The following is a 24,503-nucleotide window of genomic DNA, read 5'->3' as shown; positions in this document are numbered from 1 at the left end:
AGTCAAGAAATACTGTATTGTGTTTTTGATAAATATGGAAAGCAATCGGTGCAACTTCTGCTCAAATACGCTACGATAAAATAATAAATCCAAAAAGGGTGATTAAAATGTTCTATATACTGCTAAGTTATTTACTCGGTACAATCCTTTTTGCGGTCGTTCTAGGGAAAGTAAAAGGAATTGATCTTCAGCATGCGAATAGCGGTAATCTTGGGGCACGAAATGCCGGGCGTACGTTAGGAAAGTGGGCTTTTATCTTTGTGGCAGTAGGGGATGGTTTGAAAGGGCTTCTTGTAGTAGTTGTAGGACGAATGCTTGAGCTTCCTGAACTGACGATTGCACTTGCTGTTATTGCTGTAGTGCTTGGCCATTTGTACCCGTTTTGGAATCGCGGAAAAGGTGGAAAAGGAGTCGCAACGGTAATTGGAGCAATGGTCGCTTTTTCGCCGTTAATGATATTCGTATTTTTAGCAGGCTTTTTATTGTGCCTGCTCGTAACAAAAAGTGCAACACTTAGTATGACAGGCGGGTTTATCTTGTATGGACTAATTATGAGTGTATATATAGAAGCAGGATTCATCGTAACAATCGCACTTGTTCTCGTTATTTGGAAACAGCGACATAGTATTGTAGAAAGGGTGAAACCAAATGTACTGGAGTAAAATTGCAGCAACAGATGAAGAATTTGATGCAATCGCAGCATTAAACTATGAAACTTTTGTAGAGGAAATTCCCCAGCATGAGCACAATCCGCTGCGTAAGCTGATCGATAAATTTCATGATGAAAATGTGTATGTAATCGTCTATAAAAATACGGAAATGGTCGGTATGGTTGCATTCCGCGATACACGACCATTTTCAATCGATCGAAAAATCGGGAATGTGGAAAAATACTTGGATGCAGAAGTTTGCGAACATTTATGTGAAATCCGGCTGCTCGCGGTGAAAAAGAATCACCGGAACGGGCGTGTTTTTACGAAGCTTGCAACAGCGATCTACCGCTATTTTTATGATGTAGGATATACGGCATGCGTCATTTCCGGTACGGTGCGAGAAGAGAAAATGTATACGCAAATGGGGTTCAGGCAATTTGCGTCAGCTGTTGGAACAGAGGAAGCACGGTATTTGCCGATGGTTTTAACACGGCAGGACAGCGCGGTCTTCCGTGAGCGTCTGCGTGAACAGAATAGGGTGTTTTTCCCGGGACCAGTTGCATTGGAAAATCCGCTGATTCCGTCCACCATTTCCCATCGTTCTGTAAAATTCCAGCAGGAGCTTGATGATATGAAAAGCGGGTTATGTAATCTTGCAAAGGCAAATTACGTTATACCACTTGTCGGTACAGGGACACTTGCCAATGATGCGATGCTCGGCCAGCTGAAAAGCGAATTTCCTCATGAAGCCGGACTAGTATTGGTGAATGGGGAATTCGGTCAACGTCTTCATAACCAGGCGAAACAGTGGGGACTACATATTGAAAAGATTGATGTTGGATGGGGAAATCCATTCGATATTGCAGAAATTGAAGCGTATTTACAAAAGGGGGGTTATCGATACATTTTATTTGTGCATGGCGAAACATCAAACAGTACATTAAATCCGCTTGCCTCGTTAGGGGAGTTGGCGGAAAAATATGAGATAAAGCTATGTGCGGACTGTATTAGTTCGTTTGGTTCCATACCATTTTCGATGCAGGGGCTTCACTATGCAACAGCAGTCAGCGGGAAGGCGCTTGGCACGGTGGCGGGACTTGCTTTCATCTTTTGTAAGGAACACCCGATTTCTAGTGATGCACCGCTGTATTTGAATTTGCCTTATTATATTGAAAAGCAAATTCCGTTCACATTGCCGCATTATTTTGTAGAGGCGGTAAGCGATGTACTAAAGTTGTATCCGGAGCGCTTTGAAGTATTGGAAAAGCGGATGGAGGCAATTAAGAATTCAACGCTTGATGTAACAGCAACTTATCCGATGATCGCTACATGGGAGCACCCAAAAATGGCTGAAATCCTTACTGCATGCGAATTAAATGGTTTTTATCTGCATGGCGACAGCGCATATTTAAGAGAACGTAATATCGCTCAAATCAGCACAATCCAACCGAATTTTGAAAAAGATTTTAAAAAGTTAAATGAATTGCTTACTTATGTAATGGAAACTTTGTAGGGGGAGGACTATGCGGGGGATGCAGAAACATTTATTTCGTTCAAATGATTACAACCAATCTTACAGCATTGTAAGGTAATTGAAAGCCAATCCGATAGAGTGTAATTGTTTAATTTGGCACAATAAGGTCATAAGGAAATTTAACATACACATACGATGTAATTATGCCAAGGGCGCACTTCATATAAAATCTATCGGAGGACTTTCAAATGAATGAATTATTAACGACTATTTATGATGAATACAACCGCTACATTTACCATCTTTGCTTAAAGCTTACACGCAATCAAAACGAAGCAGAAGATTTAATGCAGGAAGTTTGGGTAAAAGTTGTACGCTATGAAGAATCAGTATCAAAAGTAGACCATGTAAAAGCATGGCTTACAACAATTACGATGAATACATTCCGCGACCGCTATCGCAAAAATGTACGTCGCAGTAAATACATGATGAATCAACCTGAACAATTAGACGTACCGATTTTAGATTTGGTTCCCAACAATGATTTTACGACAGAAGAAATTGTGGAAAAAACAGAAATCACAAAAATCGTGCAGGAGAAAATGGCACAGCTTGATAGCATTTACCAAAAAACATTATGGTATTTCTATGTGGACCAATTCTCATTAGCCGAAATTTCCGAATTGATGAAAGTGTCAATCGGTACGGTGAAATCTCGTCTATTCCGCGCAAAAGCACGCTTAAAAGAAATTTTACTATCCGACAATGGTGTCGCAGAAGCAGTATTGGCTTAGTAAAAGATAGGACGAAAGCTATGGCAGAAAGTTGCCGTAGCTTTTTTTGATTGCCTGGAGATCAAACCTTTATTAATACGTGATTTGCTTTCAATAATATAATATGATAAATTATGAATGAACGTCAGTCATTAATTGTAGGAGGTAAGAGATGAAAAAGTCATGGATTTATGTAGGGTTAACAAGTTTGTGCGAATTATTATGGATTTACGGCTTCAATGTAGCAAGTGCGTCATGGCATTGGGCAATTATTATCCCACTTATCACTGTTGATTTTTATTTTTTAGCAAAAGCGTGTGAAGGACTGCCGACTGGAACAGTTTATGCAATTTTCGCTGCTATTGGGACAATTGGTACGGCATTGATGGATGTTTATTTATTTGGTGAATCCTTTACAACATTGAAAATTGTATTCATAAGTATCATTGTAATAGGTGTGATGATGTTAAATATAGCGGATACATTGTCTGAACGGAAGGTAGAAAAGGGGGCGCTATAATTGGGATGGATATTTGTAATTTTAGCTGCAATATTAGAAACAATTGGGGTTATTGGACTTAAGAAATTTAGTACCTCGAAGAAGCCGAAAGATTTAGTAACACTTGTTGCGGGTTTCGGTAGTGCTTTTTACTTTTTATATGCATCTTTTGAATATTTGCAGGTAAGTATTGCTTACGCTGTTTGGATTGGTCTTGGAACAACAGCAGCAGTCATTATTAATATGCTTTTTTTCGGCGAGTCAAGGAGCGTAGGAAGAATGGTGGCAGTGTTTGTGATTGTTATTGGAGTTTCCGGATTAAAATATGTTTCATAGCATGATATTATTGTTTTGGTACATTGTTTCTTCTTTGAACTTTCGTTATCATGAAAGTAGTTTCTGAATGAACTTCATTCAACAAGATAGGGGATGGCGTATTGAATAAAAAACAAAAAATTATTGAAGCAACAATTGAGCAATTTATAAATAAAGGTGTAGAAGGCACAAAAATTTCAGATATAGTTAAGGCCGCTGGAATTGCTCAAGGCACATTTTATTTGTACTTCCCTTCAAAATTTTCAGTCATGCCTGAAATTGCTAAATATGCTGTAGATGAAATTATGAAAAGTATCGAAGAAAATGTTAATTTAGATGAATCTTTTGACCAAAAAATTGAGCAACTTATTAAAGCAGTGTTCCAAATTAATGAGCAGAAAAAAGAGCTGTTTGCGATTTTATATGCAGGTCTTGCACAAAGTGAACATTTAAAACAATGGGAATCAATATATGCGCCGTTTTATGAGTGGGTGTATAATTTATTGAATGAAGCATTACAAAAAGGCGAAATTCGTTCGACTATTGATGCTTCACGTACATCGCGAATTTTAATCGGCTTATTCGAGTCGACAGCGGAGCAATTATATCTATATGATTCTACGACAACTGAAGAAATTCAGGCCCAATATGAGGAACTTGTTAAATTTACGAAAAGCGCATTGAAATAGATGCGTTTTTTATTTTAATAATTTACTAAAATAGCTGATTGCAACAGAAAAAAGCGAGCAAAGAGCTGCTCGCTTTTTTAAAACCTCGTACATTTTTCAAAGATTGCCGTTAAAGTTTTAATTTCATCTTCTGTTAACATGCCGAACAGGTTTTCGAAAAGATTGTCTACTTGCTGTTGAGAGCGTTCGAGCACTTCGATTCCTGCTTCGGTAATATGAATTTGCGAAGCGCGGCGATCCGTTTCATTTTGTGTTTTTTCAATGAGCCCCGCCTTAATGAGCTTCGTCGTCAAAACAGTCACGCCACCTGTTGTCACTTTCAGCTTTTCTGCAATGGCAGAAGGGCGCTTTGGTCCGTCTGTATGCAAGTAAGCCAAAATTAAAATATGTGATTTCGAGAAGCCTAACTGATTTTGACTGTTCCATTGATTAGCAATTTTGCGTTCCAACGATGTCATCTGTTCAAAAAGTTCGGTTAACTGCTCGCGTTTATGCTCATTCATCAGTGTCAACTCCAAATGTTATCACTATTCTACGGCTAATTTTTGAAGGGCATTTAATTCAAATGCACGCACTTTACGAGGGATGAAACGACGAATGTCCATTTCGTTATAGCCGATCTGAATGCGTTTTTCATCAAGTAAAATAGGGCTGCGCAACATACGAGGATGCTGCTGAATTAAGTTGTACAACTCTTGAATGGATAACTGGTCAATATCAATGTCCAGATTTTTGAAATCATTCGAGTTTGTCGCAATAATTTCATCCGTACCATCTTCTGTCATACTTAAAATATGTTTAAACTCTGCTAAAGTCAAAGATTGAGAAGTTGTTCTTTTTTCAGTATAAGTAATATTATTTTCGTTTAGCCATTTCAATGCTTTTCGTGATGAGGAACAGCTCGATTGTGTATAGATTGTTACTGTCATAATTAATTTCCTCGCTTTCCCATAATCAATAATTTGGTGATAGCTTAGTTGTAAGACATTTACTTATAATAATATCTTACCAGTAAGCTATTAGTAATGCAACAAGTTTATTATATGTTTCCCTATATCTGTTTACCCATTCTTCTAATAAATTATACGTATAAAACTATAAAAAGTTTCTAATTTAATATTACAGTTTTGTAAAGTAGAAATCAGAAGAGGGAGGGGATTACTGGGCGCGGTGAGTTTTAAATAGGAAATTATTCTAATATGTAGTTGGAGAGTGCTCTAAAATACCGCGACTTTTTAATATATTCCTGAATTATGCCAGATAGAACTTTCTGTAAAAAAATATTTTTGAAAGTCAGAGGATATTGAACTGAGATTACCAATAAAACAGCATTTGTTTCAATAAAATTGGCAGTGTTTCTAATAAATGCTCAAACATTTAATATATTCGTTAGTTATACTAAAAAGTCCTTGCCAAGCGCTACTAAGTTGGCGAAATATTCTAAAAATTAAATATAATTTTCAAATATTTGCCACATTTATTCTGGTAAAAACAAACCAAAACTCAAAAAAGCGCACTCCATAAAAAGAGTGCGCTGCTTCATTAAAAAACTATTTAAATTCGTTTAATTCCTTTGTTTCGCGCGTCGTGAACCAATCTTGCACGTTCCACACTTTCGTAGCCAAGCCCTCATAGAATTCCGGTTCATGTGATACAAGAACGATTGTACCTTTAAATTCTTTCATGGCGCGTTTAAGCTCTTCTTTCGCATCAACGTCCAAGTGGTTTGTCGGTTCGTCAAAGATCAGCCAATTTGTCTGATCCATCATCAGCTTGCAAAGACGTACTTTTGCCTGCTCACCACCAGAAAGAGAATTCAGTGGGCGAGTAATATGGTCCGTTTTCAGACCTGCACGTGCCAATGCAGCACGAACTTGTGCTTGTTCCATAGAAGGGAACGCATTCCATACATCATCAATCGGTGTGATTTTATCTGCTTTTACTTCCTGTTCGAAGTATGATGGCTCCAAATAGTCACCTAAAATCACTTTACCGTCCAACGGTTGAACTTTGCCTAACATTGTTTTCAGTAATGTCGATTTCCCGACACCATTCATCCCGACTAACGCAATTTTTTCACCGCGCTCGATTTGGAATGTAAGTGGCGGCAATAATGGTTTTTCTTTATCATAACCAATTACCAAACCTTCCGCTTCCACTACGTAACGGCCAGGGGTACGCGCTTCTTTAAAGCTGAACTCCGGTTTTACGGCAGTTTCCGGGCGATCAATGCGCTCCATACGATCCAACTGCTTCGCACGTGATTTTGCACGACCACTTGTTGAGTAACGTGCTTTGTTGCGCGCAATGAAATCTTCCTGCTGCTTAATAAATTCCTGCTGTTTTTCATATGCATCGATATGCTGGCGCTTGTTAATTTCAGCAAGCTCGATAAATTTCTCATATGTGGCAGTGTAACGCGTCATTTTAGCAAATTCTAAATGTAAAATCACATCGACAACATTGTTCATGAATTCCGTATCATGCGAAATTAACAGGAATGCATACGGATAGTTTTTCAAGTAGTTTTTCAGCCAAGTAACATGCTCTTCATCAAGATAGTTCGTCGGCTCGTCCAGTAATAATACTTTTGGCTTTTCAAGTAAAAGCTTAGCAAGTAAAACTTTTGTACGTTGTCCACCAGACAATGCGGCAACATCACGCTCCAGGCCGATTGCATCCAACCCTAAACCACGAGCAATCTCATCAATTTTCATATCGAGGCTATAGAAGTCACCAGCATCCAATGCATCCTGGATTTCAGACATTTCTTCCAATAGACTATCGTAATCTGCATCAGGCTCGCCTAATTCCACAGAAATTTCATTTAAACGCTCTTCCTTCTTATATAAAGGTGCAAACGCGTCACGTAATGCATCACGCATTGAACGGCCGGCAGTTAAAACCGTATGCTGATCCAAATAACCGTAATGTGTGCCAGGCAGCCATTCCACTTTTCCTTCATCGTGAATTGCTTGCCCTGTAATGATGCTCATCAATGTTGATTTCCCAACACCGTTTGCACCAACAAGTCCGATATGATCGCCTTCAACAAGACGGAACGAAACATCTTTAAATAACGTACGGTCACCAAATGAATGACCTAAATTTTCAACAGTTAATATTGCCATATATAATCCTCCGAGTGTTTAAGTGTTTGCTACTAATAACGTTGATTTTTGTTTGACGGAAGCTTTACTCACCGCCTGCATTCCAATCAACTAGATTCTTCTAAAAAATTTATCCATTAAAAAACCCGCAACATTAAAGTGCTGCGAGCTGTTTGTTTAGTTCTGCTAGCCGTGCTTCCATATTTTCAAGGCGTGCGAGCGCTTGTTTTACTGAGTCTGCATGGCCAAGTGATTCTAGCTTTTCCATGTCGCCTTGAAGATTGATGTAATCATTCTTTAATTCGGCGATTTGCTGCTGAAGCTGGTCTTTTGTTAGCATCATTAATTACTCCTTTATTTTCGGAAATTAATCTTTTCATATTGTAACATAATGCATACATTTATGTGATGGGGAAAGCCTAATTTTTTAGTTAAATATGGGCCATATTATGACGGGCATAAGCTAAATCGAGCAGCAGGTTTTTGAGGATTTCATTATTTGTTAAAATTTCAAGACTGCGCTGCTTGCGGACAGCTCGTTCACGGCGCTGCTCATGAAGCAAAAGCTCCATCACGGCATTTTGAATAATGGATTGCTTCATTTTCCGACCTAGGCCAATATGGATAAAGCCGTTCATTTCGCGTGTGAATGCATAGTTCAGCTCATTATCCTGCTGGGCCGTTGTAATACAAGGGATCCCGGCTGCTGCCACTTTGTATGGTGTATAGTTGGCATTACAAATAATCAAGTCTGCTTGCGGCATCAATTCGAGCAGGGCATCAGATTTTTGAACGATGACAGTATTCTTCCGGCTTAGTGCCATCATTTTTAGACTATCGATGTCATGATGGTATTCATCGTCAATCGCGACTGAAATTTTTAATGGGATTTGCAATTGTGTTAAGTGGCGTAAAGTCCGGTAAGTCAGGTTGTTGCTATCCCCATCTTCAAATGCGACAACAATATGGGGTAGCGAATCTTTAATCGAGCTGTCAGGCTTTTCAAGGATTTGGTGTGCGACCTTTTCTAAATTTGGCGGGACGGCAAACGCATAGCTGCCTGCCAGTTCATGTGTATGCGGCTCTTCATGGGATTCCCCAAACAACGAAACGATATGACAGTCGCTAAGCTGTGCACCCATGCCAAAATCGTCAAAATGAACAATCGTCGAGCAAAACGGTTTAATCATTTCAATTTGTTCAACTTGGGTATCTTTACCTTCATGGATAATTAAATGAGGCTCCAATTCACGCATTTTCTTTTTAAGTTCGATAAAACGTTCAAACTTTACAATATTTAAGCCTGTTTGGGCCAATTTATCAAGAAGCTGATCGTTAGCAGTTTTCACAAAGAGAATGACCTCTTCATCCTGCAACAGATTTGCCAAAGTTACTGCACGCTCAAAAGGATATGTTCCTTTAATCTCACAATGCTCGATAATCCATATAATTTTTCTTTTTTGCACGTAAATCCCATCCTTTCCACTATCTCTATAAAATATGGTGGAATCGCCGAAATTATGAATGAAAGAGCTTTCTACATATACATACATCAAAATAAAGAAAAGAGGAAACATATGAAAACCATGCGTTCAGCGTTGGTCGTAGGTGCAACAGGATTGGTAGGTTCTTCCCTTGTGAAGTTATTATGCGAGAGTGAGGAGTATGCAGCTGTCAATGTCATTTCGAGAAGACCGCTTGATTTTACGCACCCAAAATTAGTTGTAAAGCTGTGTGAATTTGATCAGATTGCAGATAAGGATATTGAATTTGCTCATGAGGTATTTTGTTGTTTAGGAACGACGATGAAAAAAGCCGGGTCAAAGCAACAATTTGAAAAGGTCGATTTTGAGTATCCATTAACGATTGCAGCCATCGCAAAAAACCGAGGAGTTGGTCATTTCATTGTTATTTCCGCAATGGGAGCAAATGAGAAGGCACTTGCTTATTATAGTCAGGTAAAGGGAAAATTGGAGGCAGAACTCATTAAAATGGATTTCCCGCGACTATCCATCGTACGTCCATCACTCATTACAGGAGATCGACATGAATTCCGTCTAGGAGAAACAATAGGCGATAAAGTATTAAAGGTGCTGAACCCAATCTTAGTCGGACCGCTGAAAAAGATGCATTCCATTCCGGCAATGCAAATTGCATTTGCAATGAAAGTAATCGCACTTCATGGGAAAAATCAAAAAGTGGCGATATACTTATCCGATGAACTGCTGGAAATGCAAATGCCCATTATTGAAGAGAAAGAAGCTTTAGAAGAGGAAGAAGTAAGCTTTAACTGGGATAAATACAAAGAAGAATCGCTATCGCCAGTAGGTATTGAGGACGAAAAAGTCAATCGGAAAAACGAAAACCTAAATAATAGGGAGTAATGCTGGTTATAAGGCTAATCTTATCCGCTATTTCTGAAACCGGCCAAGAAACGAAACCGTAACGAAACTTAGCAATGCTAGTTGGAAATTATCCTAATCCCTTTCCCGATATAACAATGTAAGACGAAAGACTGAAATTGAACTTAACTAAGCAACTACCTATTAAAAAGCAATGTTATTCTGATACAATATGAGTACAATGATTTACATGGAGGAACATTTATGAAAATATTACTTGTCGATGGAACCATTTTTGGTCGTAAAACCGGCGTTCTTTTGGAACAGGTTCAACAATATATTCAAGCTTTCAACCCTTCGCTAGAATTGGAGATTTTATATTTCTCGAAATTACAGCATCAAATTTTAGATGGCAGTCCGCTAAATGATGATATGAAAAAAATGATTCAAAAATTTGAAGAAGCAGATGCTTATATTTTCGCGTCGCCGATTTTCCAGGCATCAATTCCAGGTGTACTGAAAAATGCCTTTGATATGATTCCACCAAAAGCGTTACGCTACAAGCCGGCAGCAATTATCGGCAATGGCGGAACATACCAGCATCATCTAGTACTGGAAAACCAGCTGCGTCCGATCCTTGATTACTTCCGCTGCCTAGTTACACCAAACTATGTATACACACATGCGGACCACTTTGATAAAGAAAATAAAATTATCGATGAAGATGTACACAACCGCCTGCGCGAACTGGCACGTGTATTCGTTCAATATTGCGAAATGACAAAAACATTATCAAAACAAGCAGTTGATATGCAATAACCATTAAGAAGCCTCCGTTTAAATACGGAAGCTTCTTTTTTATTTCCTTCAGCAAATGCATCATAACCCCTCAAAATTCATGTATATAAACTTGCGTATAATATATTTCTTTATTCAACATAATTTAGGTTTAGGAAGATGCTATAATAGGATTGTTAAAATTTGTAATGAGGAGGATTCATAAATAGTTTCAATTGAATCCAACGTCATTTTGAAGTACCATGAATATTTATGTAAAGAGAAGATTTTACTTCCGGAGCATTTGGAGGCGAACCAATAGTGGAACAAACGATATGGCAACAGGAAGAGACACATTTAAAGGAAATTAGTGCACTTCTAAAACAACAAATAAAGATTCAGTCCAATCATTTAAAAAAGCAAAAAGGCGACATTGTTGAGGAACGCTCACAAGCATCTTCGGAGTTTAACGATGTGTCAGGAGAAAGTGCAATCCAGTTTTCGCAAATGCTGCAAACGATGCAATTGCGCGAACGAGAGTATCTGAATGCAAGCGAACAATTAAGCAAAATGCAAATTTTATATAAAAGTCCGTATTTCGGGCGTATCTCAATTGAAAATGAAGAAGGCGAACGTGAACATTTATATATTGGCCTATCGACATTCCGCGAACCTAAAACGGATGATGTGCTGATTTATGACTGGCGAGCACCGATCTCCAGCCTTTTTTATGAAAATAAAGTCGGAAAGGCGCGCTATCAAATTCCAGACGGGGAATATATTCCGGTTACAATACAAGGCCGCCGCCAGTATAAAGTAAAGTACGATGAGCTATTGCAAGTACTGGACGCGGATATTTATGTAGGCGATGAAGTGCTGCAAAGCCTGCTGTCGGATACGGCAAAAGAGAAGATGAAATCGATTGTTGCAACGATCCAAAGTGACCAGAATATCGTCATTCGTTCATCAAATAAAGATAATTTAATCGTCCTCGGACCGCCCGGCAGCGGGAAAACATCTGTTGCGATGCAGCGAATTGCTTATTTACTGTATGAATACCGCCAAACAATGAATGCACGTAGTATTTTGCTTATTTCGCCATCGGATTTGTTCAATGACTACATTTCGAACGTATTGCCTGAGCTCGGTGAGGATAATGTTCAACATACGACATATTACCGTTTATTGCGCGATTTGAAATTATCTTATTACAAAGCAGAAACAAGCTACGAAAATATTGAACGTCTTCAAAAGGGGAGCAAGGAGGAACGCGAGCACTATGCATTCAAAGGCTCGCATGCATACGTAAAGCAGCTGCTGAAATATATTGAAAGTCTAAAGAAGAGTGGCATGCCATTTTATAATTTGAAGGTGGAGGAAAAGCTGTTTGTTTCCGCTAAAAAACTGACCGACCTGTTTTATGACAAGTTCGGCACATTGGATATAGATTTTCGCCTGAAAAAAATCCGTACAGTACTGCTGGAAAAAATAGAGCAGGAAAAAAAGAAAGACCGCAAAGTATTAATGAAGGAATTAAAGGCGGTCAATACGTATATCGGCACAGATAAGGAAATCGAGCAACAGGCAAATGAAAAGCTGCAAAAAAGGTACGGCAAACTTGAAAATGCGATTCATCAGCTAGGTTTTGTCAATTTAAACAAAATGTATCTTCATTCGTTAACATTCCAAAATGATAATTTAAAAACACAAATGATTCAGGATGCAACGACTGAAACGCTGAAACAGCGCATATTATATTACGAAGATTTGGCCCCAATCATGTATATGCAAGCGGTTGTAAAAGGCTTGTATATTGATAATAAAATCAAACATATTGTCATTGATGAAATCCAGGACTATTCGTATTTGCAATTGTTGACGATTAAAGCAATGCATCCAAAAGCGCATTACACGTTGCTGGGTGATAAAAACCAGGTTGTGCATCCGCAAATGAAGGATTCGCTGGCAGGTCCATTGTCCAAGCATTTCAAAGCTGTCGAGCTGAATAAATCGTATCGTTCGACAAATGAAATTACCGATTTTATGAGCGCGATTTTAAACAACACGACAACTGAGTCGCTTGGTGTATCAGGAGATAAGCCACAAATGATCGAAACGAAATCAGTGGGCAAAACAATTGCCCGTCTTGTCGGTTCGCATTATAAAGAAGAGGAAAGCTTCGTTATTTTATGCAAAAATAAGCTGGCATGCGAGCAATTATACAATGAATTAAAACCGCTTCTTCCACAGCTTCAGCTCGTTACAGAAGAACAGAAAGTTTATATGAAAGGGCTGCTCATCATGCCGGGCTATATGGCGAAAGGCTTTGAATTTACAACTGTTCTTGTAGCAGATGCCAATGCCCATGCATACCGGGAAGAGATGGATGCGTATTTACTGTATACAATTGCTTCACGAGCGACCCGCCAATTATTTTTAGTAACGGACGGAACAATGCCAAAAGCGCTTGCACACATCAAAGAACAATATTATCGTAAGGAAGTGAACATTTAGGCGTCTTTTGCGTCTAACAGAAGAGAACTACTTTTTTAGGAGATACAAATGGAAAATTTTGATTTAATTTTAGTGTTAAAGCATTTTATTATCGGTATTGTCCAAGGCTTAACTGAACCGATTCCGGTGTCATCAAGCGGGCATGTCATGATTGTAAGTGAACTTCTGGGAATGGGTGAACAGGGCTTTACATTCGCGATTCTAACGAATACGGCATCATTGTTCGCGATTATGTTTATTTACCGTGAAGATATTATTCGATTAATTACTGGATTTTTACTGTATATTAAAACACGAAATGCGCGATACCGTGCAGACTTTAATTTTGCACTGTATGTCATTATCGGTTCGATCCCGGCAGGTGTTTTAGGCGTTTTGCTGAGTGATGTTATTGCAGATAGTGTGAGCATGACGACGATCGCGATTATGCTGTTTGTGACAGGTATTGCCTTATGGTTAATTCGAAATTTACGCGGAACAAAACGTGATGGGGATTTATCAGCAAAGGATGCCTTATTAGTAGGTTTTGGGCAGGCTGTAGCATTAACACCGGGAATTAGCCGGTCAGGGGCAACGATTATTTCGGCAATTGCTGTAGGTATGAAACAGGAGACGGCACTGCGTTTCTCATTCATGCTGTATATTCCGGTAAGTTTAGGCGGTGTCGTATTAGGGTTTACAGACTTCCTAGATGAGCCAAACAAAATGGATTTAGCCCTTCCGTATACAGTTACATTCCTTGCGACATTGTTTATGACATATTTTGCCATGCGATGGTTCATGGGGATTATGAAAAACGGAAAGCTCCACTACTTCACGTATTACTGCTTTTTAGTAGGAATTTTATTATTAATATTCTTTTAAAACGAATGAACACGCTCGTAGTCTTTAAGGCTATGAAGCGTGTTTATTTGTTTAAGGAAAGGGAAGAGCTAATTGAGATTTTTCTCAATTTCTCTATTTGGCCGAATATAGTTCTCCATTTTTTGAGTGCGTGTATAACTTGATTTATCAGCTTTTAAAAGCATCTTACCATTCAAATTCACTTCCGTTCAGCAAAAAAAGATTGACAAATGAAGTAGAGTTCTATTTAATTAGTTAGGTTAACTAACCATTATAGAAAATAAAGGGAGGTAATCTGATTATGACTTTCTTTTTACAATTGCACCGTTTTCATAAACGTTATATGCAGCGTCTTACTAGTATGCTGGCAGGGCATGAACTGTCCAATGCCAACTGGTCTTTGATGCAATATTTGGCGAATGAAGAGCTGGCTACAATGAGTCAAATCGCGAAATATTGGGATGTCGAGAAGCCAACTGTTTCTGCAAATGTTAAGACATTGACAAAACGAGAGCTTATCCAACTGAAACAAGGCAATGACAGACGTGAAAAATATATTAGTTTGACGGAAAAAGGAGAAAGATTGTATGAAAATATTTCCCCGGAAATTAAATTTCTACAAGATCAGCTATTAAATAACCTGACAGACGAACAACAGGAGCTTTTCAAAAAAGCGCTGTCTGATATGGAGAAAATATTGAAAGAAGGGCTAGAATGAAGGAAATAAAAGAACCGATATGGACGAAGGATTTTATTATTGTATCGGTCATTAACTTTGTATCCATTTTAATGTTCTTTTTGTTAATGGTGACTATTTCAAGTTATGCAGTAGATACATACCATGTTTCTACAAGTATTGCAGGGCTTGTTTCGAGTATTTTTATTATCGGTTCATTGATCGGCCGGTTAGGGGCTGGGCGTCTTATCGGCAATATCGGGCCACAGAAGATGCTTTTAATTGGCCTTGTCTTATTTTTTGTAACAACAACACTTTATTTAATGGAGTGGGGCGTTGTCTATTTATTGATTATCCGCTTATTGCAAGGGATTGCAGTCGGGACGATCGGAACAGCGACAGGTACGATTGTTGCTATGATTTTACCGGTGTCACGTAAAGGAGAAGGGATCGGATACTTTAGTCTTAGCGCGGTTCTGGCAACAGCCATTGGTCCATTCGTCGGCATGTTCATGCTGAAGCTTGAAAATGGCTTTGATGTCATTTTCTATATGAACACCGGTCTTTCGCTTATGTTACTAATTGCTTATTTCTTTGTTAAAATCTCTTTACCGCCAGTGAACAAGCAAAATGGGCAACAGACAGAGAAGTTATCGTTTATTGAAAAATTTATTGAACCAAAAGCGCTTCCGATTTCATTTATTGCCTTATTAATCGGTTTTGCGTACTCTGGCGTCATGACGTTTATTACGTTTTATGCGAGAGAAATCAACTTAGTGGAAGCGGCAAGCTATTTCTTTTTGGCATATGCAGGAATTGTCATTATTTCCCGCCCATTTACAGGGAAATTAATGGATGTTCGCGGTCCAAACGTGATTGTATACCCATGTCTTGCTGTATTCGCAGTAGGTATGCTGCTGTTTAGCCAGGCATCTGCAGGCTGGATGCTGTTAGTAGCAGCTGTCCTAATTGGTTTTGGCTACGGGAACTTCAATTCCATCGCTCAAACAATTGCGGTTAAAGTAACGGAGCCTCATCGATTCGGCTTAGCAACATCGACATATTTTATTTTGTACGATTTAGGATTAGGGGTAGGGCCTTTTATTCTTGGAATGATCGAACCCCATACAACATACCGAACAATCTTCGTTTCCATGATTCCGCTAATTCTTATTTGTATCCCGCTTTACTATTTATTAGTAGGAAGAAAGCAAAAGCTAGCGTAAGTTATGACAGTTTATCAGTTCAGGTAAATAATCGGAATAACAACTTCATGTCAGTATCTTACTAGCAATAAGCATGTATCTTCTAAAATGGTACATGCTTATTGTGTATTTAGTTGAAAAGTGATAAAATTTTGAAAATTACAAAAAGGAAGAGAGTTCACTATGCAATATTCTGATAGTATTTTAAAAACACCGTCATCATTCATCCGCAATATTTTAAAGGTAACGGATGCATACGACGTCATTTCATTTGCGGGAGGCTTGCCAAATCCAATCTCATTTCCAATTGATGAGTTAAAACAGTCGGTAAATGATGCGATTGAAGCGAATGGTGCAAAGGTATTCCAATATTCTACGACACAAGGCTATTTGCCGCTACGTCAGTATATTGCAGACAAGCTTAATAACAAGCAATCGAATTTAAATTATACAGCAGATGATGTCCTTATTACGACAGGATCCCAGCAAGCATTGGAGCTTATTTCCAAAGTTTTGCTGAACAAAGGGGACGGCGTTGTTATTGAAGAGCCAGGCTATTTAGGCGCGATCCAGGCTTTTACATTACGTGAACCAAGTTTCTACGGTGTCACACTGGAAACAGAAGGGCTGAATGTTGAACAGTTTAAGGATGCGCTAAAACAGCCAAATGTGAAAATGGTATACACAGTACCAAATTTCCAAAATCCTACTGGTTTAACGTATACGAAAGAGCGCCGTGAAGAAGTGTTTGAGGCGGTAAAAGATCAAGATGTCATTTTTATCGAGGATGATCCATATGGCGAGCTTCGTTTTACTGGTGAAAACTTGCAATATATCGCAGCAGGGAAGATGACGAACAGTGTCGTATTAGGTTCGTTTTCAAAAACGGTTACACCAGGTATGCGCCTAGGTTATATTTTGACGAAAAACCATGAACTACTAAATCATGTCGAAACAGCAAAGCAGGCAACGGATTTACATACTAATATTTTCGCACAATATATTTTGCACCAGTATCTAACGACTAATGAGTATGAAGCGCATGTTGAAAAAATTATAGCGCTTTACAAAACACAAGCAGATGCAATGCTGGCGGCAATGGAAAAATATTTCCCGCCATATGTGAAATATACAAAACCTGAAGGTGGTATGTTCGTGTGGGTCACACTTCCGGAAGGAGTAAATGCGCTTGATAAGTTTACGGAGGCGATGGAGAAAAAAGTGGCATTCGTGCCGGGAAATCCATTTTACACAGATAAAGAATCAGTTAACACACTACGCTTGAACTATACAAATGCAACACCGGAAACGATCGAAGAGGGTATTAAACGTTTAGCAGAAATATTATAAGAAAATGTGGGGGAGCTATTGCTCGGAGAAATTCGAGTGATAGCTTTTCTTATTCTGTGTAGTTATACAAAGATAAAAGGATATGTGAACTTAAGAAACCGTTGCACCATTTCTGCTTTTCCACTATCACCGTTCCTCTATCGTTAATTTACAGAAAGTAAGGGAAATAATTACATGGACACGCAATAGTTACAGCTTATCCCTTCAAAGTACAAACAAATCAGAAGGGCCGTTATCACGAACAAAACTTTCGGAGTTAAAAGAAACTGTCGGAATATAACGGATTTCCTGGGAAATAGGGTGTACGATACATCGATCTACACCATACAACTTCAATTTGCGACATTTCACCGTCGATATAATGCCTTCATCAACTTTCTCCATTAAATGTACTTGTGAAAGTGGTTGAATGGTTGCCAAGTTCACAGTTACTGCAAATAGTAGAACTTCACAAGCAGGAGGGACCTTCCGGAGTTAATAAGTGCATTTATCATCATCGCGATTTGAACAGTGATACCCGTTATCATATCAATCACATATTATTCAAGACCGCACGAAAGATGAATAGGCGTGAAAAATAGAAATAGCCGTGCCGAAAGTTAATCTCCGGCACAGCTATTTTTTCATCATTATGAAACTATAAAAAGAAGCATACCCGATAGAGTATGCTTCTTGCAACTAACTATGTGAACTTAATTCGTTAGAATTAAAGTTTTGTTACGTTAGTAGCTTGTGGGCCACGGTTGCCTTCTTCAACGTCGAATTCAACTTTTTGACCTTCGTCTAAAGTTTTGAAACCTTCGCCTTGGATAGCTGAGAAGTGTACGAATACATCGTTACCGCCTTCAACTTCGATGAAACCGAAACCTTTTTCTGAGTTAAACCATTTTACTGTACCTTGTTGCATGAGAGAAAACCTCCAAAAAATTAATTAATTGAATTGCTAAATGTATAAAAAATTCACACATTAAAAAAGGGAGCGTAGCGTACACGTTCACTTTTTTAATATGTGAATTGATCGTAAACAGCTTAAGCAATTTAATTAAGTTTATTGTATAACAACATTATCCAAATGTCTACTAAAAATATTCGAAATGAAGGAGAAAATTTTGATTTTTCATACAAATGAAGGGAAAGTATGAGTAGAATACATCTATTTAATAGTACTTTACTACTGTATAAACCGAATAATAAGTAAAAATTTATGTAATTAATAACTATTTTACCTTTTATTTGAAAACATATTCATAATCAACAACCCAAAATCATTTTTAAGATTTATTTGAATAATTTTGTTGCTTAAAACTAATATACCCGACTTTTAAAATGCTAAACATCATATTATATTCTTATAACAATTTTTGTGACATCCAATAATTTTTTTCTGAATACGGGTCGCAAAGCTAATACATCTAGGTGCTATTGATGTATGGTATAGTTGGTTCAAAGAGTTACGAAAGGGTTGTTTACAATGGTTAAAAGCTTAGTACTAGCAGAGAAACCTTCAGTTGCACGCGATATTGCGAATGTGCTGAAGTGTCATAAAAAAGGTAATGGATTTTTAGAAGGAGACAAATATATCGTCACATGGGCTTTAGGACATTTAGTAACGCTGGCAGATCCGGAAAGCTACGATGAGAAATATAAGAAGTGGGATTTAGCCGATTTACCGATGCTGCCGGAACGTCTGAAACTAACAACAATCAAGCAGACAAGCAAACAGTACAATGCGGTAAAGTCGCAGCTAACACGTAATGATGTCAATGAAATTATCATTGCAACAGATGCCGGTCGTGAAGGGGAACTTGTTGCACGCTGGATTATTGAACGCGCAAAAGTAAATAAACCGGTTAAACGTCTATGGATTTCTTCGGTTACCGATAAAGCGATTAAAGAAGGCTTTGCGAATTTAAAGCCAGGGAAAGCATATGAAAATCTATATTATGCAGCGGTTGCCCGAAGTGAAGCTGACTGGTATATCGGACTGAACGCAAGTCGCGCATTATCGACGAAATTTAATGCACAGCTTAATACAGGTCGTGTACAAACACCGGTTGTTGCAATGGTTGCCGCTCGTGAAGATGAAATAAAGAATTTCAAACCTCAAACGTATTACGGAATCGAAGCTCAAACGAAAGAGCTGAAATTGACATGGCAGGATCAAAACGGCAATGCACGCAGTTTTGATAAAGAAAAGATCGACAAAATCGTTCATACATTAGACAAGCAAAATGCGAAAGTAATCGATATTGAACGTAAACCGAAAAAGTCATTCTCTCCTGGACTATATGATTTAACTGAATTACAACGTGATGCGAATAAGCTATTCGGATATTCGGCAAAAGAAACGTTGAATATTATGCAAAAACTATATGAATCACATAAAGTGCTCACATACCCGCGTACGGATTCACGTTATCTTTCATCCGATATTGTCAGCACATTGCCTGAGCGTTTGAAAGCATGTTCTGTAGGGGAATATCGTACGTTAGCAAACAAAGTACTAACAAAACCGATTAAAGCAAATAAATCGTTTGTTGATGATAGTAAAGTATCCGATCACCATGCGATTATTCCGACTGAAGAATATGTGAATTTTGCGAACTTCAATGATAAAGAGCGTAAAATTTACGATCTAGTCGTAAAACGTTTCCTTGCAGTTCTTTTCCCTGTTCATGAGTATGAGCAATTAACAGTTCAAGCCGAAATCGGGAAAGAAAAATTTATCGCACGCGGTAAGACGGTTATTTCTGCTGGGTGGAAAGAAGTATACTCGAATCGTTTTGATGACGAGGAAACTTCAGAGGATGTGAAGGAACAGCTGTTGCCGCGTCTTGAAAAAGGACAAGTGCTAAACGTGACATTACTTGCCCAAACATCTGGACAAACAAAACCGCCAGCGCGTTTTACAGAGGCGACAATACTAACAGCGATGGAAAATCCGGCGAAATATATGAATACGCAAAACAAAGCGCTTGCCGATACATTAAAATCGACAGGTGGGTTAGGTACTGTTGCGACGCGTGCCGATATTATCGATAAATTGTTCAATTCGTTCCTTATTGAAAAGCGTGGAAAAGACATTCATATTACGTCAAAAGGCCGCCAGCTGCTGGATTTGGTACCGAATGAACTAAAATCTCCGGAAACAACGGCACAATGGGAGCAAAAGCTTGAGCAAATTGCTAAGGGTAAGCTGAAAAAAGATGTCTTCATTAATGAAATGAAACAGCATACAAAAGCAATCGTGGCCGACATTAAAAACAGCGATAAAAAATTCAAGCACGATAATATTTCAACGAAGTCCTGCCCGGATTGCGGAAAGCCAATGCTTGAAGTTAACGGGAAAAAAGGAAAAATGCTCGTATGCCAGGACCGTGAGTGCGGTCACCGTAAAAACGTCTCACGTGTAACGAATGCCCGTTGTCCGCAATGTAAGAAAAAGCTGGAGCTGCACGGACAAGGTGAAGGCCAAATTTTCGTATGTAAATGCGGTTACCGCGAAAAATTATCCGCATTCGAAGCGCGCCGTAAAAAAGAAGGCGGCGGTAAAGTTGATAAACGCAGTGTTCAAAAATATTTGAAGCAGCAAGAAAAAGAAGTAGAGCCAATTAATAACGCATTTGCGGATTTATTAAAAGGCATGAAATTTGATGAGTAACTCGCTTTATTGATTACATGCAGGAATGGAAACCGTACTTTAACAAGTGCGGTTTTTATGTTTTAAATGGGTACCGTAGTTTCTTCAAATTAATCTAATATAGCGTAAGAATCGAATCCATTGGCGCAGTACCATTCGCAACGGCATTCACTTTGTTAACGTATTGCTTCTTGATTAAATACTTTAACGGCTGCTCTACGGCATTGAAATATTTGAATGTATCCCGTGCCATTTCATCCCATTCTTCATAATAGGTTAAATAGTCATTTGCCGTTACTTTTGTTCTCGATGTGCCTTCTTCAGAGATGCACTCAAAATCCTCAACACCTCTTAAAGTTCCATAATCACATGTTAATTGCTCGCCAGGTTGAATGTCTTTTGCGGCCATTTGAAAATAATATGCTGTATCGACACAATTTGGTTTGAAACTGTGATTCATATATTTTGCGTGATCCCAATGAAGGACATAGATACCATCAGTTTCTAAGTACGCATATTTATAGACATCCGCTTTTTGCAAATCACCAAGGCTTTCGATAAACTCCTCTGTCAGCATCAAGTCTAGGTCATCTTTAATCCAAACAATCGTCCCTTTAGGGATTAGTTTAGTTGCAAAGACACCTACGCCGACCTGCTCACTGACAAATTGAATTTCTGTATGTGGATGCATCATTTGTTATTCCTCCTTAAAAGTAAAGCCCATTCAAATGTTATATTGAATAAGAGATGAGTTATTTCCTTGAAATCAGATTGTTTTAATATGTTTATGTCATTGCTTTCTATTTGGAATAGGCTATAGTCAGTATTTATAATGCTTTGATGCATTGGATTTTATTGTAGAGGGAGAATTTCATTTCATTACAAAATCATGAGGATAGGGATGTTTTTGATGGGGGTATGTATGACCAACAAGTTGAAGGGGAATTTATTTTAAAAACAGCAAAAATACCATTTTCTCCTTTAGAGAATAATGGCATTTAGGCAACTTTATTTTAAGCAATATTTAGCAACGACTTCTGCACCAGCTTTTGCTGCAACTAATAATGCCCGTTCATCAATATCAAACTTTGGATGATGGTTCATATAAGGTACATCTAAGTACGTTGGTTGGCAGCCAATATAATAAAAAGTGGATGGCTTTGCGAGTGCATAATACGCAAAATCCTCTGACCCTGAAAACAACGGTGCTTCTTCAATCGCAATGATTTCTTCCTGTTCCGAAGCTTCCAATGTTTCAACGACAAAGTTTGTCAGGTCCTTATCGTTTACTAACGGTGGATAATCCTTTTCGTAAGTGAGCGTGCAAGTAACACCAAACTGGACTTCTAAACCGTCTACCAACCGTTTGATTTCCTTTTCAATCGTAGCGTGAACAGTGTCGTTCATATAACGCACATCACCTTCAAGCGTTACGGCATCTTTAATAACATTAAACGTTCCTTTTCCATCAAATGAACCGATTGTAACGACACCCATATCATACGGGTTTAACCGTCTGCTAATAACCGTTTGTACAGTCGTTACAAAGTTCGAGGCTGCAACTATTGCATCATTCGCCAGGTGAGGGGAAGAACCATGCCCTCCTGTACCATGTACGACCAATTTGAAAAATGAGCGGCCAGCCATTGCAGCGCCAGCACGATATCCGATATGTCCGACTTTAAATGTTGGGAATAAATGTGCCCCAACAATAATTTCACAGTCATCGAGTAAACCGGAAGCCATCATACTTTTGGCACCACCAGGCGGTTTTTCCTCTGCATGCTGATGAATAATTTTCACTGTTCCATGCAATTCATCTCTTAACTGGATGAGACAGTCCGCTAAAATGAGCAAATACGCGGTATGACCGTCATGACCGCAAGCATGCATGACACCCGGGTTTTTCGATTTAAATGGGACATCTGTTTCTTCTTCAATCGGTAAAGCATCAAAATCTGCACGTATCCCGATGACAGGACCTGGATGTTGCCCTTGAATTTCTACAATAATTCCGTACCCATTGCCGACATTGCGATGGACCTTTACGTCTTTATTTGCATAGAAATCCGCGATATACTGTGCTGTTTGCTGTTCTTCAAAGGAGAGTTCCGGATGTTCGTGTAGATGACGGCGAATGGCAATCATCTCATCGTTCCGTGCTGCTAACTTATCCATTAACTGTTGTTTAATTGTCATGATGTTTGTTCACTCGCTTTCATTTTTTCAAGAATTACGGCAAAGAGGACTGTTCCTGCAATACAAATAAATGTTTGGAACGACGGCGGAATGGGACCAAGCGCTGCAAAAATCCCTAATCCAATAGCGCCGATTCCCCAAACGGGTTTCTTTAATGCGAACTGCGCAAGCACTCCACCAAAGATAGCCGGCAATACAAAGCTGAAGCTGGCGCGGATTGACTCAGGCAACGCATTAATTAAGTAAGAACCCCCTAAAATCACAGCTATAAGCATTGTTGTATTCACAATGGAAGCAGCAGAAATCGCTAATGTTGCGGTAACTTCACCTTTGCGTGTCCCTGGCTCTGCTTTCACAATAGATTGGGCAATAGATGCGCTAGGTAAGCACATATTTCCGATATTACCTGTTAGAAAGGCCAAATACGTGCCCGACACACCTAAAATAGGGTAGTAGCTAATTGGCTCGACAAACCAGATGATCGATACAACGGCCCCGTAACTTAAAAAACCTGTTAAGATAACAGACCAACCTGGATGGTACCCTAGACCAAATGATAAATAGAGGGGAAGGGCTATCGTACAAATGATGACACTCCAAATAGTAAGACGACCCCAGAAATGTGCCTGACTATGAAACGTTGCAAAGTTTTCCTCGCTTTTTGTAGGTGAAGCATCTGTTGTGTGACGCTCTAAAACGACCATTTTAATCATCCTCCTTCAATTAAATTAAGAAATACCCGACGCTCATACCGATTAAAATAACTAATCCTAGTGACCACTCACGGAGCCAATTCTGGTTAAAGCGTTGAGCTGCCCACATGATAACCGGCATTACAAGTAAAGCGACTATAAAAATAATCGTTTCATTCATACCTTTTGCGATCTGGCCACCACCAAAATATCCGAAAGCACCAATCATTGCTGCAGTCGAAATGACACTTAACCATTTTGCCCGGTTGCCGCCACCGCTCGTTAACTTACTTTGAAGGCGACCAAGAGATTTCGTAAACAATGCTGTAACAATCAACCATCCCATGCCGCCTAAACACATTGTCCAAACTGCTGCTGTAAATGCTTGTGCTGAGAAGCTTTTGTCACTTAACTCTTCACCTGCTGCTTCAGCCCCTAGACTTGCTCCTACTGTTTCAATCGGTGCTGATCCGACAATACCAATTCGCATCATTGTCGTTGGTTCACCAATTAAAGTAATTAAAGAAATGGCCACAATAATAATGGCAAATGATGGACCTAATGAACTAATTGCACCTGTTCGAATAATTGAAGTGACTTCCTTGTTCGTTAAGCCTACTTCTGGTGCTACTTTCTTTGAAATACGTATAAAGACAATGGCTTGGAAAATTACAATGAGTACAACGACAAATGCTATAACCCATAAAATCGGATGATCCATAATCTCTGATGCTAAGTTCAATAAAACCCCT

At 38.8% G+C, this 24,503-nt stretch carries 25 protein-coding genes and 1 pseudogene; 15 read left to right on the top strand and 11 right to left on the bottom strand.

The window, feature by feature from the left end; genetic code table 11:
- Positions 1 to 107 precede the first annotated feature (107 nt).
- From CBM15_RS03580 to CBM15_RS03555, 6 genes are all read left to right on the top strand, one after another.
- Positions 108 to 662 (top strand): glycerol-3-phosphate acyltransferase, encoded by a 555-nt coding sequence (locus CBM15_RS03580; RefSeq protein WP_087615759.1) that lies wholly within the window; start codon positions 108 to 110, stop codon positions 660 to 662.
- The gene (locus CBM15_RS03575; protein WP_087615758.1) at positions 649 to 2,166 is read left to right on the top strand and encodes an aminotransferase class V-fold PLP-dependent enzyme; all 1,518 of its coding nucleotides are present in this window, start codon (positions 649 to 651) and stop codon (positions 2,164 to 2,166) included. Before CBM15_RS03580 ends, CBM15_RS03575 begins: the two co-directional genes overlap by 14 nt.
- Before the next feature lie 209 nt (positions 2,167 to 2,375).
- Positions 2,376 to 2,921 carry an RNA polymerase sigma factor gene (locus tag CBM15_RS03570; protein ID WP_087615757.1) on the top strand — a complete coding sequence of 182 codons (546 nt, stop codon included), beginning with the start codon at positions 2,376 to 2,378 and terminating at the stop codon, positions 2,919 to 2,921.
- A gap of 151 nt (positions 2,922 to 3,072) precedes the next feature.
- Positions 3,073 to 3,420, top strand: coding sequence for a DMT family transporter (locus CBM15_RS03565; protein ID WP_008404683.1), 348 nt, complete (start codon positions 3,073 to 3,075; stop codon positions 3,418 to 3,420).
- Positions 3,421 to 3,735: a DMT family transporter gene (locus CBM15_RS03560; protein WP_087615756.1), complete on the top strand. Its 315-nt coding sequence runs from the start codon at positions 3,421 to 3,423 to the stop codon at positions 3,733 to 3,735.
- A 101-nt stretch (positions 3,736 to 3,836) separates the two neighbouring features.
- The gene (locus tag CBM15_RS03555) at positions 3,837 to 4,403 is read left to right on the top strand and encodes a TetR/AcrR family transcriptional regulator (protein WP_065216674.1); all 567 of its coding nucleotides are present in this window, start codon (positions 3,837 to 3,839) and stop codon (positions 4,401 to 4,403) included.
- 77 nt (positions 4,404 to 4,480) lie between these two features.
- Here the strand turns inward: CBM15_RS03555 and CBM15_RS03550 are convergent, their stop codons facing one another.
- The 5 genes from CBM15_RS03550 to CBM15_RS03530 all read right to left on the bottom strand — a co-directional run bounded on the left by CBM15_RS03550 (position 4,481) and on the right by CBM15_RS03530 (position 8,979).
- Entirely contained in the window at positions 4,481 to 4,906 is a 426-nt protein-coding gene (locus tag CBM15_RS03550) for a MarR family winged helix-turn-helix transcriptional regulator (protein ID WP_087615755.1), read from the bottom strand.
- 24 nt (positions 4,907 to 4,930) lie between these two features.
- Entirely contained in the window at positions 4,931 to 5,332 is a 402-nt protein-coding gene (gene spxA, locus CBM15_RS03545) for a transcriptional regulator SpxA (protein ID WP_008404676.1), read from the bottom strand.
- 621 nt (positions 5,333 to 5,953) lie between these two features.
- Complete coding sequence (locus CBM15_RS03540; protein ID WP_008404674.1) at positions 5,954 to 7,534, bottom strand: ABC-F family ATP-binding cassette domain-containing protein; 1,581 nt, start codon at positions 7,532 to 7,534, stop codon at positions 5,954 to 5,956.
- 133 nt (positions 7,535 to 7,667) lie between these two features.
- Complete coding sequence (locus CBM15_RS03535; RefSeq protein WP_008404672.1) at positions 7,668 to 7,856, bottom strand: SE1832 family protein; 189 nt, start codon at positions 7,854 to 7,856, stop codon at positions 7,668 to 7,670.
- A gap of 88 nt (positions 7,857 to 7,944) precedes the next feature.
- Positions 7,945 to 8,979 carry a PseG/SpsG family protein gene (locus CBM15_RS03530; RefSeq protein ID WP_087615754.1) on the bottom strand — a complete coding sequence of 345 codons (1,035 nt, stop codon included), beginning with the start codon at positions 8,977 to 8,979 and terminating at the stop codon, positions 7,945 to 7,947.
- Between the two features lie 111 nt (positions 8,980 to 9,090).
- Here CBM15_RS03530 and CBM15_RS03525 point away from each other — a divergent pair, with 111 nt between their 5' ends.
- The 8 genes and pseudogenes from CBM15_RS03525 to CBM15_RS03490 all read left to right on the top strand — a co-directional run.
- Positions 9,091 to 9,897, top strand: coding sequence for an NAD(P)H-binding protein (locus CBM15_RS03525; RefSeq protein WP_087615753.1), 807 nt, complete (start codon positions 9,091 to 9,093; stop codon positions 9,895 to 9,897).
- Between the two features lie 222 nt (positions 9,898 to 10,119).
- The gene (locus tag CBM15_RS03520) at positions 10,120 to 10,674 is read left to right on the top strand and encodes an NADPH-dependent FMN reductase (RefSeq protein WP_008404666.1); all 555 of its coding nucleotides are present in this window, start codon (positions 10,120 to 10,122) and stop codon (positions 10,672 to 10,674) included.
- 279 nt (positions 10,675 to 10,953) lie between these two features.
- Positions 10,954 to 13,146, top strand: coding sequence for a HelD family protein (locus CBM15_RS03515; RefSeq protein WP_087615752.1), 2,193 nt, complete (start codon positions 10,954 to 10,956; stop codon positions 13,144 to 13,146).
- A 48-nt stretch (positions 13,147 to 13,194) separates the two neighbouring features.
- Complete coding sequence (locus CBM15_RS03510; protein WP_087615751.1) at positions 13,195 to 14,010, top strand: undecaprenyl-diphosphate phosphatase; 816 nt, start codon at positions 13,195 to 13,197, stop codon at positions 14,008 to 14,010.
- Positions 14,011 to 14,290: 280 nt separating this feature from the next.
- Positions 14,291 to 14,707, top strand: coding sequence for a MarR family winged helix-turn-helix transcriptional regulator (locus CBM15_RS03505; protein ID WP_087615750.1), 417 nt, complete (start codon positions 14,291 to 14,293; stop codon positions 14,705 to 14,707).
- Positions 14,704 to 15,891, top strand: a complete 1,188-nt coding sequence (locus CBM15_RS03500) for an MFS transporter (RefSeq protein WP_087615749.1) — start codon at positions 14,704 to 14,706, stop codon at positions 15,889 to 15,891. Before CBM15_RS03505 ends, CBM15_RS03500 begins: the two co-directional genes overlap by 4 nt.
- A 162-nt stretch (positions 15,892 to 16,053) precedes the next feature.
- Positions 16,054 to 17,220, top strand: coding sequence for an aminotransferase-like domain-containing protein (locus tag CBM15_RS03495; RefSeq protein WP_087615748.1), 1,167 nt, complete (start codon positions 16,054 to 16,056; stop codon positions 17,218 to 17,220).
- 106 nt (positions 17,221 to 17,326) lie between these two features.
- A pseudogene (locus tag CBM15_RS03490) lies at positions 17,327 to 17,500 on the top strand (LytTR family DNA-binding domain-containing protein); the annotation flags it as partial.
- Here CBM15_RS03490 and CBM15_RS19115 read toward each other — a convergent pair.
- Together CBM15_RS19115 and CBM15_RS03485 are read right to left on the bottom strand one after the other, a co-directional pair.
- Positions 17,425 to 17,640 carry a hypothetical protein gene (locus tag CBM15_RS19115; protein ID WP_140405548.1) on the bottom strand — a complete coding sequence of 72 codons (216 nt, stop codon included), beginning with the start codon at positions 17,638 to 17,640 and terminating at the stop codon, positions 17,425 to 17,427. The pseudogene CBM15_RS03490 and the gene CBM15_RS19115 overlap by 76 nt on opposite strands.
- 286 nt (positions 17,641 to 17,926) lie before the next feature.
- Entirely contained in the window at positions 17,927 to 18,127 is a 201-nt protein-coding gene (locus tag CBM15_RS03485; RefSeq protein WP_008404655.1) for a cold-shock protein, read from the bottom strand.
- A gap of 564 nt (positions 18,128 to 18,691) precedes the next feature.
- On the opposite strand from CBM15_RS03485, the gene CBM15_RS03480 reads away from it, so the two are divergent.
- A complete protein-coding gene (locus tag CBM15_RS03480; protein WP_087615747.1) occupies positions 18,692 to 20,881 on the top strand; it encodes a DNA topoisomerase III in 2,190 nt (729 codons plus the stop codon).
- Between the two features lie 94 nt (positions 20,882 to 20,975).
- Here CBM15_RS03480 and CBM15_RS03475 read toward each other — a convergent pair whose 3' ends face one another.
- The 4 genes from CBM15_RS03475 to CBM15_RS03460 form a co-directional block, all read right to left on the bottom strand.
- Complete coding sequence (locus CBM15_RS03475; protein WP_087615746.1) at positions 20,976 to 21,554, bottom strand: SET domain-containing protein; 579 nt, start codon at positions 21,552 to 21,554, stop codon at positions 20,976 to 20,978.
- Positions 21,555 to 21,868: 314 nt separating this feature from the next.
- The gene (locus CBM15_RS03470) at positions 21,869 to 23,059 is read right to left on the bottom strand and encodes an amidohydrolase (RefSeq protein ID WP_087615745.1); all 1,191 of its coding nucleotides are present in this window, start codon (positions 23,057 to 23,059) and stop codon (positions 21,869 to 21,871) included.
- A complete protein-coding gene (locus tag CBM15_RS03465) occupies positions 23,056 to 23,763 on the bottom strand; it encodes a hypothetical protein (RefSeq protein ID WP_008404649.1) in 708 nt (235 codons plus the stop codon). Before CBM15_RS03465 ends, CBM15_RS03470 begins: the two co-directional genes overlap by 4 nt.
- Positions 23,764 to 23,782: 19 nt before the next feature.
- Complete coding sequence (locus tag CBM15_RS03460; protein ID WP_014824803.1) at positions 23,783 to 24,493, bottom strand: DUF5058 family protein; 711 nt, start codon at positions 24,491 to 24,493, stop codon at positions 23,783 to 23,785.
- Positions 24,494 to 24,503: the final 10 nt, after the last annotated feature.

The organism is Solibacillus kalamii, from assembly GCF_002174535.1.
Lineage (GTDB): Bacteria > Bacillota > Bacilli > Bacillales_A > Planococcaceae > Solibacillus > Solibacillus silvestris.
The sequence above is the reverse complement of the archived record's forward strand: the minus strand, read 5'-3'. Positions and strand labels throughout refer to the sequence as shown.